The sequence below is a fragment of the Sporosarcina sp. G11-34 genome, from assembly GCF_026931025.1.
Genome location: NZ_JAHNZW010000004.1, coordinates 1 through 13,611, shown reverse-complemented (window position 1 = coordinate 13,611; position 13,611 = coordinate 1). Strand labels below are relative to the sequence as shown.

Below are 13,611 nucleotides of genomic sequence, written 5' to 3'. Positions count from 1 at the left end.
ATACTAAGAAACAGAAAAACCTTCCGACCGGCAATCCGATTGAAAGGTTTAATTTTTCATCAACAGCCCTTCTAGCTTTACTGTTTTAGACCGTAAACTTTTTGAGTAGTTACAGATTTTTTGTGACTTAGTCTAATATCTTACTTTAGTTCAGCATTTCCACCTTCTTAATAAGGCATCAAGGAGCGACTAAAAAACATGAAATAGTTATCACGAATTTGGGGATACTAACTTTTGAAGGTTTTTAAAAAGTAAAGGAGGAAATACAATGGCCAACATCACCCCAAAACCGAATGATTCGGCGGACAATGAAGTAAGATTAAAGAAAACAATCAGTAATATGGAAGCGGCGGAAGAAGCAATGAAATTCGCTGAAGGAAAAGAACTTGATGCAATCAAGGAGAAAAATGCACGACGTGAAGATAGTATTGACAGTTTGCGCAAAGAAATAATCGAAGAAGATAAATCACGAATTAACGGGTATTTATGAAATCTCCGTCATAAATTAATTGCGCCAGTGCCTATGGATGAACGATTGATAAGTACTTTACACAAACAAAAAGAACTTAACCAAATTCCCCCTTGGTTGAGTTCTTAACTTTTCATATGAATACGGACACAAATCTAGCGAAGGCATCTGCTGGGGTAGCCGAAACAATAAGACAAGCAGTGGTTTTCTAATTGGCTTATTGCGGGAGGTATCCCCCCAGCGCCAAGCGATTTTAGTTGGAGTTTTTATTTCATCATATATAAGTCGTTTATTTTTCTACGTTCTGATTATCTTTGTTTTTCTTACGTGATACTTCAATGCTGTTTCGATTTAAGAGTTCTGATACCGTTACAAATTCATAGCCTTCCTTTTTCAGTTCTGGCAGAATTTCTTCTAGCGCTTTCACTGTTTGAGAGCGATTTCCTCCTGCATCATGAAATAATACAACATCTCCTGGTTTGGCACCTGAAAGTACTTTTTCTACAATTTTATTTACCCCTGGTCTTTTCCAATCCTCTGTATCCTGATGCCATGACCACAGCACCACTTTGTATCCATTTTTTACAGCTGTATTAATAGTCGGCTCATTATAACTTCCTCCTACTGGCCGGTAAAGCAACGGGTACGTGCCGGTGATTTCAAAAATGATTTCATTTGTCTTTTTTAATTCCATTTCTAAATTTTCGGGTGTGCTTGAATAAGGATGTGAATACGTATGATTCGCCACTTCATGGCCTTCATTTTTTTGTCTGAGGATAAGGTTTGGAAATTTTTCTGCACGCTCACCAAGGACAAAAAACGTTGCTTTTGCATCGTGCGCGGAAAGTAAGTCCAAAATTTCGGCTGTATAAGTCGCATGCGGCCCATCGTCAAATGTAAGAGCTATAACTTTTTCCTCTGTTTGAACATCCCATAAAATATACCCTTTATTTTCATAATAGGCCCTTCCTTTCTCGGTTGCCATTGAAGCATAAGCGATTGAAAAAAACAAAATAATAACAACACCTACAATAAACCCAAAATGCTTCACATAGCATCCCTCCAAGCCTTGCTTTTTAGCAGTGGATTAAATTAAGTTGATGTCCTCCCAGTTATTGTTCGTCAAAGCATTGGAATTATACTAAGCTTTTTACGCGTTGAGTAAATATTTATAATAGTATTATGTAACCTTGTAAGTGTTTTTACCTAGTTTATGTTTTCTTGGCTAAATGGGTATATTTCCAACAATAAAGTTTCAAAAAAGATGCAACTCCTATGTAGTAGGAATTACACCCTTTTTTCTCAATTCAAGCCCATATCCTGTTTTAAATAACGAATGAGTTCTTTTTCTCTTGCGCTATTTACCTCTTCAGAGAACGAAGCATCCCACTTATAATAACCTTCTCCAGTTTTATTCCCAAACTTGCCTTTATTCACAAGCTTGGCCATACTTGGTGTCGATTGTGTAGCAGTCGACAAATGGTTATATAAGTAATTCGAAATGTCCGTATATACATCTAGACCACCCATATCTGCCGATAAAATCGGCCCTGTTACAGGTAATCTTCTTCCAATACTGTAAACTACGGCCGCATCGATATCTTCTTTCGAGGCGATCCCCTCTTCCAAAATATGCTGCGCCTCTCGTAAAAGGGCAAATTGTAGACGATTTCCAACAAAACCAGGCGCTTCTTTTTTTACTTCAATCGGTTTTTTATTCATCTCTACCATCAGCTTCAACGCTCTTTCTACTGTATGATCATTCGTTTGTTCGCCACGAACGACTTCAACAAGAGGAATAAGATGTGCTGGATGCCAAAAATGAGTAATAACGGTTCGCTCTGGATGATTCGTTTCGGAAGCGATTTCCGTTGGACTGAGTGCGGAAGTATTGCTTGCTAAAATAACATCGACCTCACAAAGACTATCTAACTGTTTGAAAATTCGTTTCTTCAATTCGATATTTTCTGGAATCGCCTCAATGATAAATGTTCTATCTTCCACAACCTCCACAATCGAAGTTGTCGTTTGAACACTACTTTGAATTCGTTGCGACTCTACTTCAGCTATCAATCCATTTTGAATGAGCACTTGCAGTTTCCCATGCATGCTTGCCAAACCTCTATCAATATCCGCACTGTCTACTCCTTGCATGATCACATCGTACCCTGCCCAAGCTGCACTAAGTGCAATGGAGTGACCCATAGTTCCGCAACCAATTACGCCGATTTTCTCCATACCATTTCACCCCTTTTCCTTAATGGATCCTACTTTTTTAAACTAATCCAACCATCGCCAGTAAAATAGCAACGATAACCGAAATAATTGGAATTAATACTGCAACGACAAAAATGTCTTTGTAACTTTCTTTATGACTCATTCCTGTAATTGTCAAAAGAGTCAATACCGCACCATTATGCGGCAGCGTATCTAATCCGCCTGAAGCAAGTGATGCAACACGGTGAAATGCTTCTGGACTTATTCCAGTATCAATTGCAAGTTCGTAATACTTGGAACCAAGCGCTTCCAAAGCAATTCCCATTCCCCCAGAAGCGGAACCCGTTGCCCCCGCAAGAATATTTACAGCAACCGCTTCTGATATTAACGGATTTCCCTTGATTCCCATTAGTAACTCGGTAAGCTTCTCAAAACCAGGCACGACTTTTACAACCGTTCCAAATCCAACTGCGGCACTCGTATTAACAATCGCTGTCACTGAGCCAATCGCACCGCCATTTATGGCTTTAATAAATAATTTCATTTTACTTATATTCAATACCATAATTAAAATAATACCTGATAAAAGTGCAGCAATAATATCCCATTTTAACATATTCAACGTAACGAGAACGATAACTAATGGTAATAATGACAAGATAAATGAAGGGATATGACCATCCGGATTGAGCACATTTTCATCCTTTGGTTCAGTAAAAAACTCCCCATCCATCTTCGTTTTTCTCTCGCGGTAACTCAAGTACCAATAACCGCCACCTAGCATAACGAATGCAGCTGCAATCCCCATAATTGGTGCAGCCATTGCCGTCGTCTCAAAATAATTCATAGGAATTAAGTTCTGTATTTGTGGTGTTCCTGGTATCGCTGTCATTGTAAACGTAAAAGCACCTAATGCAACTGTAGGTGGGATTAAACGTCTAGTAATGTTGGCTTCCCTAAATAATGACAGTGCCAGTGGATAAACAGCAAACACAACGACGAACAGACTAACTCCTCCGTACGTTAGAACCGCTGCGGAAATTACAACTCCTAAAATTGCACGTTTCGTACCAAGTAATTTCGTAATGGCAACCGCAACGGATCTTGCCATCCCTGTATCTTCCATTAGCTTGCCGAATATTGCCCCAAGTAAAAACACCGGGAACCATGCTTGTGCAAACGCAACAAACCCACTCATGTATGTATCTTTATAAGCATCTAATAAATCCAAACCGCCCGTAAGTGCGACTACCCCAGCGGCAATAGGCGCGACCCAAATAATGGACCAACCTAAATAGGCGAGCACCATTAAAACAATAAGACCAAGAATAATACCTAACATTATGAGTCCCCCCTTTTTATATCTTGTATTTTACGTTACTTATTGTGCGGTATATCCCCCATCAATAATGATCGATTGACCAGTCATTCCTTTTGCTTTATCACTCGCAATAAATAATGCAAAATCTGCAATTTCTTGTACGGCCAACAATCTCTTTTGTGGCACTAACGGGTAAATAACTTCTTCCAACACTTTCTCGAGCGACACATTACGATTTGCAGCCAAGTCGACAAGTTGATTGCGCACAAGTGGCGTATCACAATAACCCGGACATAAGGCGTTAACGGTAATTCCATATGCTGCACCTTCTAATGCGGCCACTTTTGTCAATCCAATCAATCCGTGCTTTGCGCTATTATAAGCCGCTTTACCCGCAAATCCGATAACCCCATTAATGGACGCCATATTAATGATCCGACCAAATCCTTGCTCTTTCATCATTGGCATCACATATTTAATCGCCATAAACGGTGCGACCAGCATAATCTTCGTCATCAGTTCGAATCTTTCGGTAGGGAAATCTTCTATTAAAGCAACGTGTTGCATACCCGCATTGTTCACCAATACATCGATTCTACCGTATCGCTCAACCGTTTTATCAATTGCTTGTTGAATGTCTTCTTCTTTCGTTACATCGCATTTAACGCCTAAACAATCATACCCTTCAGCAATTAATGCGTTTACTACTTCGTTCAGCTTTTCTTCATTAAGATCAGAAAAAGCGACTTTTGCACCCTCTTTTGCAAACCCAATCCCAATCTCATAACCGATTCCACTTGCTGCACCTGTAATAAAAACTACTTTGTCTTTATTCATTTTTCTACCTCCTAATATAATAGTAACCCATCTAATAGTTTACATAATTCACAGTTATATGCAAACTATTAGGTGGAATAGTATTTTTATTCGGAAAAGTTAAGAGGATGCAACTTCTACACAATAGGGATTGCATCCTTTTTTCATTTTTTTCAATTCAAGCCCACATCGATTTCCAAATTTCTTTCGGTGTGGCATTTTTACCGTACATCATTATACCCATGTTGAAAATCTTCCCAGCCAGTTTCATAAAGAGCCAAATACTGAAAACTAACACGGCGACTGCGATACCAATTTCCATCCACGGCCACTCATCGAGAATAGATAAGCGAACGAGTAAAACTGCCGGGGCAGTTATTGGGATGAATGACCCGATTTGTGCAATGAGCCCGCTCGGATCCGCAAGTATTGGACCGATGAGGATTACTGGCAGGAACGGAAGCATTATGACTATCCCTTGGAAATTGCTCGTTGCAGTCATGTCTTCCACTGTTGCTCCAATACCAACAAAGATTGCAGCAAACAGCAGATAACCCGCGAATGCTATGAATAATAAAAGAAATAATTCAGGAACGAGTAAGTATTCAAGAAGTGGAAAGTCAAAGCGCCACACAACAGCCGGAATCGCAACGACGAGCCAGACGACTACTTGTGTAATACCAAGAACAAAGTAACCAATAATCTTTCCTTGCATCAATTCCGTTGGTGTTAATGAAGACAAAATGATTTCAGCAACTTTCTCTTTCTTTTCCTGTGAGGCGGATTGGAATATCATCATCCCCGTCATCACAATGGAGAAAAGAATAATTCCAGCGAATGCACCAGGGATCATCCGTTTTAGCGGATCGGCTTCATCCATAGCAATTTCTTCTGTCTCCAATACTTCCGAATCAACTGCAACAATAGATATGTGCTTCGCAACGGCTTTTTTTTGTGCATCCGTTAGACCAAGTCTATCCATTTGTAACTGGCGAAGTGGCTCTTCCAGTATTGTTGCTTCAAATGGAAAATGCTCATCCATATCGTCCGTCATATACATCTTTACTTGGCCTTGTTCAAGTGCTTTTTCTGTCATAGCGAGATAAACGCTCTGCTCCATATCGAGCAAGTCACTTTGCATTTCCACTTCCCCGGTTTCAGCCTTTATTAACGTCCAATTCGATAGGCCTAACTCGTCAACTACCTTTTGTAGTTCATTCCAAACACCCAATTCATCGTACACATAAACATCCACATTCGCATTGTCACCTGAGTCTGATTTGTTGAATAGCATCGGGATAAAAAAGAATGCCAAAAAGATAACCGGTGTACTAAGCAATGAAATGATGAACGATTTATTCGTCATATTACGCTTTATTTCCCATTTCGCCACTTTTAAACTATTCCGCATCATTTCCGCCTCCTTCCCATAAGTGATGTTGGTCTGTCGCAATATCTATGAAAATCTCATGAAGTGAAATTCGGTCAATTGACAATTCCTGAATCGTCAGTTGTTCTGGTAAGTTCTTTAACCATGACGGGACAATGACATCTTGGGTTAAGTAAAGCACCGTTAGATCTCCGTTTTGCTCGATACGTAGCACGTCCGGAATCATTTCCATTAAAGCACGTGTATTTTGACCTTTAATCGTACATTTAAAATTGGCATATTCGTTTTTCACTTCTTCCATCGCACCATAGATGACTTTTTCACCACGATGAATCATAAATAATCGGTCACATAATTCCTCGACAACATTCATCTGGTGAGACGATAAAAGAATCGCTGTCCCGTTGTTTGCAAGTTCACGGATTTCCTGTTTGAACGTTTCCTGACTGACCGGATCCAGCCCCGAAAACGGCTCATCTAAAATGAGCAATTCTGGCTCATGAATAATCGAAGCGATGAATTGTACTTTTTGCCCCATCCCTTTCGATAATTCCTCGACAGAAACTTTGTCCTTACCTTCCAGACCGAATTTCTTTAAATAGGCGAGTGCACGCTCTTTTGCTTTCTTTTTCGGATAATCTTTCAAATCCGCCAAATATAAAATCATATCCATCACTTTGACATTTTTGTACAAACCACGTTCTTCCGGTAAATAGCCGATCTTCCGCCGTGGAATCTCATTTTCCGCATATCCATTAAACTCAATCGTTCCTTCGTCTGGGTACATGATGCCCATAACATTGCGGATTGTCGTTGACTTACCCGCGCCATTTGGACCTAAAATCGCCATGATTTCCCCTTTACGCACGTCAAACGAAATATTTTTGATGATCTGTTTTGATTTGAATGATTTCCCTATACGCTTCACTGTCAATACATTAGTCATCATCTTTTCCCCTTTCATTACACTAATAGCATCGTTATAATTTCATCCAACGCTACGGTTTGCACATTTGTCCAACGTATATTTTCTTGAAGAAGAAAATCTTCTGCTTCTATTGGACACTTTGTCGTAAGTGAATGTTCTTTTCTCTCTACTTCACCAGGTACTGCCGCGCACTCCAACGGTTGTGAAAACCAGTAACGTTTATACATATCCGTTAGTTCTTCTTTTTCAAACTGGCCACGAATCTTGCCACCTTTCAAAACAACGAGATAGTCCGCTAGTTTCTGTATATCCTCGATTTGATGTGTCGCTAGAATGATTGTTCTTTCCCCCTTATCCATCCACTCTATGAGTAAATTATTCAAAATTTGCTTGGACGGTATATCGAGATGTGCGGTTGGTTCATCTAGAATAAGCACTGGGGTATTTCTAGCAAGCACGAGTGCTAAGTTGAGTTGTTGCTGGACGCCCGGTGATAGCTTCTTCATCTTTTTGGAAAGATCAACACCAAATAACGATACGATTTCTTGAAAGTAGTGTTCATCCCAAGATGGGTACCACTGTAAGATTAATTCTTTCATTTCATGGCCCGTAAAAGGAACGGTAAGTGGCAGCTTTTGTGGCAAATAGGCTATGTTCGTTTTCCACGACTCATCCTCTGTCGACACGGACTGGCCGAGTAGCTGAATGTCCCCTTCGTCTGATTTCATTAAATTCATAATCATTTTTATAAGCGTACTTTTTCCAGCCCCATTCTTCCCAATTAGGGCAGATATTGTTCCTCTTTCAATTTCCAAGTTAATCGATTTCAATTGAAAATCATCCACCGTTTTATGTACGTTGCTCATTGTTACTGCATCATTCATTTGCTTATTCTCCTTTCGCTTCATACTGTTTCATTAAATCTGCAAAAATAACCTTCACTTGTTCCGTTGAATAATCGTGACGTAATGCGGTTTCGATTGCGGTTTCAAATACGAGTTGAACAGCTGCCTCTTTTACATCCTTTTTTAATCCTTCTTCTATTTCTGCGACATAGGATCCCTTTCCTTGCGCTGAATGAATAAATCCCTGCTGTTCTAAATTTTGATACACTCGTCTCGTCGTGATGATACTTACTTCCAGGTCTTTCGAAAGCGCGCGAATTGAAGGAAGCATCGCCCCCGCACCCAACTGCCCACTCGCAATCAATGCTTTGATTTGCTCTTCGATTTGAAAGTAAATCGGTTCCCGGGAATCCTTTGATAACTGAATCGGAAGTTCCATCGTACACACTCCCCTCTTTCTAACGATTTAGTTCGAGTAATCAATTCTTTTCATAATTTTATGCGCATAGCGGATCCAATAAATCGTACTTATATAAGTAGCAATTACAGAAAGTATCGAGGCTAAAAGCGGCCACTGTTTTGCAAGGATCATTGACCAATAAATGACTCCATGCCCTGAATATTTGTGTAGTATGACCATCCCAACAACAATTGGTACGAGAAAGAGAAACATATAGACATACGATTTAAATGTACTCTTTTTAGTAGCTTCACCTACATCAGTCACCGCATAGACCGATCCCCAATAAATACCGAAGGAAATCCAGATAAACGAAAAAGCTGCATATTGGGGCAATGTCAACATCGACTGGATTGCATCTGAAAATACATAGATGAGTGTGAAAAACAATGTATTGAAAGGAACAGAATACATATAGTAAATGGCCAATCGATTTTTAATAAGAACCTCTTTCGGTATGGGCAATTGGTGTAATGTCACAAAATAGGGGTTCACCTGTAAACCATTTGCTATCTTTTGCAGTTGAAAGTCTTTTGGTCTTACCCAAACTGGAGTCAATCCAATGACGATTAGAAAAAATGGATCGAATAACACATATCCTTCCCCCAAATAGGCCGATGCCGAATCGGCGATAAAGTACACGTATAGAATTAAAAGTATACCTAGTGTAAGAAGTGCAAACTTTGAGTGCCTTAGTTCAAATTTTGCTAATAAAAATGCTTGCTTCCAATTTTTCAATCAACTCTCTCCTTTGTAAGTGATGGTGTGCATATCGATATACACACCATAAAACATTAACTGAAAATTGTCAACTAACTATTATGAAAAAACGCGTCCAATAGTTCGGACACGTCTTTCGTTTATAAGCTATTAGTCTTAGAGAAGTACGGTACAATTACTAGTAGTCGTTATCTAAGAAGTACTAGAATAGTAGTACATGATAAATAAATTTAAGAAAAGTGAATCGGAAAAGGTTTGGGTTCCGTCAGTAGGATGAAGGTAGGTGAGCTTGTGGCGAATATTAAAGGTATCATTGCCGAGCATGGCGATTATTTATTGCGTGTCGCCTATTTGTATGTGAAAAATAATGCAACCGCGGAAGATATCGTGCAAGACGTGTTCATTGCCTTTTATGAAAAACAGGAGCAGTACAGGGGTGATGCATCACTTAGAACATATTTAGTGAAAATGGTAGTTAATCGAAGCCATGATTATTTACGAAGCTGGAAAAACAGGAGAATTATACTGTTTGAGAAAATTACAGGTAAAAGTACAAATCATACACCTGAGCGTGCAATGCTTAAGAAATCGGAGAAGCAGGAATTAGTGGAGGCCTTATTTACATTATCTATAATTTATCGCGAAGTTCTCATCCTTTATTATTTTGAGGAAATGACAACTGTGGAAATAGCAAAATTATTAACTTGTCCGGAAGCGACGATAAGAACTAGATTACAGCGTGCACGGAAACAATTAAAGAATCGGATAATTGATTATGAATGGGAGGAACTACGCCATGAATCAATTTAAGAAAGATTTAAATCGTGAGTTACAATCTGTATCCTTATCCAAAGAAACAAAACAGCGAATCGCAATGAAGGCAAAAGCGAAAAATTATAGCCAAAAGAGGCGCATCCACTGGCAGTATCGATTTGTGCTTGTGACTTTCACAGTTTTCGCACTCGGCTTCAGTTATTTACTATGGCAACAGGATGATTCCGTAAGTAAATCACAAAGTGCAGCACCTATTGAATCTGGAACAACTCCGATTTGGTCTATACTTCATAATGACGTTTCAAAAACGGTACTCTACATTAGCTTTTTTATTATTTTACGAACCTTGATAAAGAGACGCCTTCAAAAAGGTGGAAAAGGCTTACCCGTTTGTGTGCATTGTGGTGAAGAATGGTCCTATCGAGAAGCTTTCAAGCAAAGCATGAAAAACACAGCATTGACATGTCCTTACTGTGATCAAAAACAGTACCGAACGAAAAAATCATTCTCAAAAGGAGTTATGCTTGGTCTATTTATGCCTTTCATGGTCTTTGTACCTTATCTATTTGATCATTTCCTGCTTGGGATTGTTGTCCATGCCTCTTGTACAACGTATATCATGTGTAATTTAAGTCCTTATTTTATGGACCTTCAGGAGAAAGATTCACTCACTGATCCTTTATGGTGAACTAACTAAAAGTAGAAAACGAAAATAGTCAAAAGGTTGTTATCCCCTTGACTATTTTTAGTTTTGAAGTTTTAAAGAGTTATGAGTCCGATTCTTTCTTACTCTGATCCGGTTCATCACTGCCCCGGTAACGTTTGTATGGTAAAAGGTTCCAAGTTCGATATTCCAAGTCATCCGCACGAAGTGCCTGAGGCATATCCTTAAGAATCTTTTTAGCTACTTCCAACTCCCGCTCAGACTCTTCCTTATCTTGGTACATGAATTCATCGGATGCGACGATTGGTGCTTGTCCTATTTTTTCCTCCAAGTCTTGGATAACCATTGCTTGTTGGTTCCGCGCTGCCTCCCGGGCATCTGTTATCCACTCCGGCTGAAGATTCCGGTTCGTATCACCTATACTACTAAATTCTTCAAATATTTCACGGTAAATACGATCCGCATTGGAACGGACATCTAAATTCGCCGCCTCCAAGTCAAGATTCGTAAGTTCTTCAACTGTTAAAGGCGCGATACGTTTTCGCCCACCAAGTCTCATTCTTTCTAAATAGAACGGGAATATACTTTTGATTGTTTTTCCTACCGGTGAAATGGCTTCATAGTTCTCATCAAGCCCTTTAGGTTGAACTCCCTGCATAGCAATTCTGGCTGATTCCGGACGCACAATTTCTTTCGGTGGCATAATTCCGTGACGAAGCATTTCCCGAATACCTGTACCAGAGATGTTAATTCTAAATTGTTCATCATGCGGACAAGACTGACCAGTCGCCGGGCTATCACAACGTGTACAATAAAAGACTTCATGAAATAGCCGAATATCAATCCCAAGTTCCGCTGGATCAAACTCATCAAATATACTATGACTCGCATACTTGTCGTAATAATCGCCTATTCCCGCATGATCTCGGCCAATTAGCGCATGCGTACAACCATAGTTTTTCATAATTAGCGCATGTAAAACCGTTTCCCGAGGTCCCGCGAAAATATACGTTACCCGGAGAGGAGCTAGAATCGACCTTCCTTTTGGATAATACGTATCTAACACGGTGCGATACGATAGCATACGAAACTCATGACGGGTATATTCGCGTTTAGCCATTTCGACCAAAGGCTGAAGTAACAAACCGTCAATCTCTTCTAAAGCGTTCTTATGAATATATTCGTGCCCCCTATGTAAAGGGTTCGCCCCCGTGATAAATCCAGCCGCAGATCGGAACTTTTTTTCCTCATAAAACTCATGCCACGTATCTTTTGGTTCTAACCTTAGTTTCTCAAACGGTCCCCAATCTACACGTCTTAGCAACTGAATAGGCCCGCCTAAAGCGATATCCCCCATTCGCCTGTATATCGAGTCTACTCCTGGATGATTTCGGTCTGTCGTACCAAAAAGATGTATAGCGCGATACTCTTTATCGTAATGGAAAACATCATTCAAATTAAGTATCGCAACTGGCTTATTACTTTCATCCACAAGCGCTACTTCATCGCCAACGGAAAGTGTCTTAACAATTTCCTGATTTCGCTTACCAGTCGGGGCGAAACTTAACGGAACCGGCCAAATGATTCCGTTATCTAGCCGACCTTTCGTCAGGACAGACTTATAGTCAACTTCATTCATAAACCCTTCGTTTGGAGACAGAACCCCTGTGGCAATCATTTCAAGCGTAATCACTGCTTCCATGTCCACCATAATTTTAGGTAATTGCTCGGCCCTAACTAATGCCTCTTCTAGCTCTTTTCCTGTTATCACCTTATCAATCAATTTTCCACCATGAGGCTGCTGTGGATAATTGGCAAACTTATTCTCATTTGGTGCTACCACTGTTTCTTTTGTCATTCCCTTTTCCTCCCTTTTTAAATTCCCCTTTATTTCTATCTCAACACTGAATGTATCCGTTTTCATTTATTGTGAATCAACCAGCGCAGGGAAATATCTCTATATTCTGAATCTTATCATATATCTGTTCTTAGAAAAAGAGGTAATTCAAGAATAGATCCCTTCTACTTAGAAGTAGCCTTCTTTCTCGTCGTTTTACTTATTAATCTGCCCGTTTTATAGTTCCAAATTCTCATATTGAGGAAACATTACCTTGTGAAGTAGGAAAGGTAATGGTGAAAAAATGGTTCGAATGGTATCAGAACCATTGGTAAAAAAATAAAAAGTTTTTATTAATTTTCGAGAAAGAGGTTTAACTTAAAAATGTCGGGGTATATAGTAAGTACAAGGCGAAATTACGTAAGGTGGAAACTGCTAGACGAGCAGCCTTCAGTGAACTTCTTACGTAGAAATGCACAGCCTTGGCGGAAAATTTGCATTACTGGCGATAAGAAATCTCGTCGAGAACTAAAGCTTCAACGTTTCTCCTAGAACAAGCGACAACTAGTAGTAAAAGGTAATTTTTTGTGTAAGTGCACGTTAAGACCAACTGCGGAAGGAAAATGTTACGAACAGTATTTTGTAACTTCCTTGCCAAAAAGGCTTAAGACGGCAGCTAGGTCCATCAAACTGGAAGACGGGCTTCGAACATCGTCAGAAAGATCAGTTTGTGATTTAAGAACAAAGACAAATTTTCCGAGTACCAATCTGTTTCATAGCAATACGAAAAAAGCATGGTCCTTGTGTAGTGCACCCCAAAAGTTAGAGTTAAAAACTAACTTTTGGGGTGTTTTATTATGGCCAAATATAGTGACGAATTTAAAGTAATAATTGTGCGTGAATATCTAGCGGGACTACTTGGATATAAACGGTTAGCTGAAAAATATAAAATAAAATCCACTACACAGATCAGAAATTGGGTACTAGTATACAAGGAGTATGGTGTAGAAGGATTATTTAGGAAGGAAAGTAACGAAGTTTATTCTGTTCAATTCAAGCTCGATGTACTAAGCTTTATAAAAAGGACAGGCGCTTCGCTGACAGAAACGGCACTTCACTTCGGCCTAACGAATCCACCTATGATTTCTTCATGGAATAAGAAGTTTCTTG

General features: G+C 39.5%; 14 protein-coding genes. 4 read left to right on the top strand and 10 right to left on the bottom strand.

The features are described 5' to 3' along the window. Positions 1-268: 268 nt before the first annotated feature. Positions 269-490, top strand: a complete 222-nt coding sequence (locus KSU66_RS06320) for a small, acid-soluble spore protein tlp (RefSeq protein WP_269050587.1) — start codon at positions 269-271, stop codon at positions 488-490. Between the two features lie 268 nt (positions 491-758). Here the strand turns inward: KSU66_RS06320 and KSU66_RS06315 are convergent, their stop codons facing one another. From KSU66_RS06315 to KSU66_RS06275, 9 genes are all read right to left on the bottom strand, one after another. Further along, entirely contained in the window at positions 759-1,520 is a 762-nt protein-coding gene (locus tag KSU66_RS06315) for a polysaccharide deacetylase family protein (RefSeq protein WP_443028942.1), read from the bottom strand. A gap of 251 nt (positions 1,521-1,771) precedes the next feature. Next, positions 1,772-2,707 (bottom strand): 3-hydroxyacyl-CoA dehydrogenase family protein, encoded by a 936-nt coding sequence (locus KSU66_RS06310; protein WP_269050586.1) that lies wholly within the window; start codon positions 2,705-2,707, stop codon positions 1,772-1,774. 37 nt (positions 2,708-2,744) lie between these two features. Further along, positions 2,745-4,028, bottom strand: a complete 1,284-nt coding sequence (locus tag KSU66_RS06305) for a GntP family permease (RefSeq protein WP_269050585.1) — start codon at positions 4,026-4,028, stop codon at positions 2,745-2,747. 39 nt (positions 4,029-4,067) lie between these two features. Beyond that, positions 4,068-4,844, bottom strand: coding sequence for a 3-hydroxybutyrate dehydrogenase (locus KSU66_RS06300; RefSeq protein ID WP_269050584.1), 777 nt, complete (start codon positions 4,842-4,844; stop codon positions 4,068-4,070). Positions 4,845-5,001: 157 nt separating this feature from the next. After that, complete coding sequence (locus KSU66_RS06295) at positions 5,002-6,234, bottom strand: ABC transporter permease (protein WP_269050583.1); 1,233 nt, start codon at positions 6,232-6,234, stop codon at positions 5,002-5,004. Next, positions 6,224-7,159 carry an ABC transporter ATP-binding protein gene (locus KSU66_RS06290; protein WP_269050582.1) on the bottom strand — a complete coding sequence of 312 codons (936 nt, stop codon included), beginning with the start codon at positions 7,157-7,159 and terminating at the stop codon, positions 6,224-6,226. The genes KSU66_RS06295 and KSU66_RS06290 overlap by 11 nt, the downstream gene beginning before the upstream one ends. A gap of 17 nt (positions 7,160-7,176) precedes the next feature. Continuing rightward, entirely contained in the window at positions 7,177-8,025 is an 849-nt protein-coding gene (locus tag KSU66_RS06285) for an ABC transporter ATP-binding protein (RefSeq protein WP_269050581.1), read from the bottom strand. 4 nt (positions 8,026-8,029) lie between these two features. Continuing rightward, positions 8,030-8,425 carry a GntR family transcriptional regulator gene (locus tag KSU66_RS06280; protein WP_269050580.1) on the bottom strand — a complete coding sequence of 132 codons (396 nt, stop codon included), beginning with the start codon at positions 8,423-8,425 and terminating at the stop codon, positions 8,030-8,032. A gap of 27 nt (positions 8,426-8,452) precedes the next feature. After that, positions 8,453-9,184 carry a hypothetical protein gene (locus KSU66_RS06275; protein ID WP_269050579.1) on the bottom strand — a complete coding sequence of 244 codons (732 nt, stop codon included), beginning with the start codon at positions 9,182-9,184 and terminating at the stop codon, positions 8,453-8,455. Positions 9,185-9,439: 255 nt separating this feature from the next. On the opposite strand from KSU66_RS06275, the gene KSU66_RS06270 reads away from it, so the two are divergent. Together KSU66_RS06270 and KSU66_RS06265 are read left to right on the top strand one after the other, a co-directional pair. Beyond that, complete coding sequence (locus tag KSU66_RS06270; RefSeq protein WP_269050578.1) at positions 9,440-9,976, top strand: sigma-70 family RNA polymerase sigma factor; 537 nt, start codon at positions 9,440-9,442, stop codon at positions 9,974-9,976. Continuing rightward, positions 9,963-10,628, top strand: a complete 666-nt coding sequence (locus KSU66_RS06265) for a TIGR04104 family putative zinc finger protein (RefSeq protein ID WP_269050577.1) — start codon at positions 9,963-9,965, stop codon at positions 10,626-10,628. Before KSU66_RS06270 ends, KSU66_RS06265 begins: the two co-directional genes overlap by 14 nt. A gap of 79 nt (positions 10,629-10,707) precedes the next feature. On the opposite strand, the gene KSU66_RS06260 is transcribed toward KSU66_RS06265, so the two are convergent. Beyond that, positions 10,708-12,462, bottom strand: coding sequence for a sulfate adenylyltransferase (locus tag KSU66_RS06260; RefSeq protein ID WP_269050576.1), 1,755 nt, complete (start codon positions 12,460-12,462; stop codon positions 10,708-10,710). A gap of 836 nt (positions 12,463-13,298) precedes the next feature. Here KSU66_RS06260 and KSU66_RS06255 point away from each other — a divergent pair. Further along, positions 13,299-13,611, top strand: a 313-nt coding sequence (locus KSU66_RS06255; RefSeq protein ID WP_269050575.1) for a transposase, incomplete at its 3' end; no start/stop codon positions are given.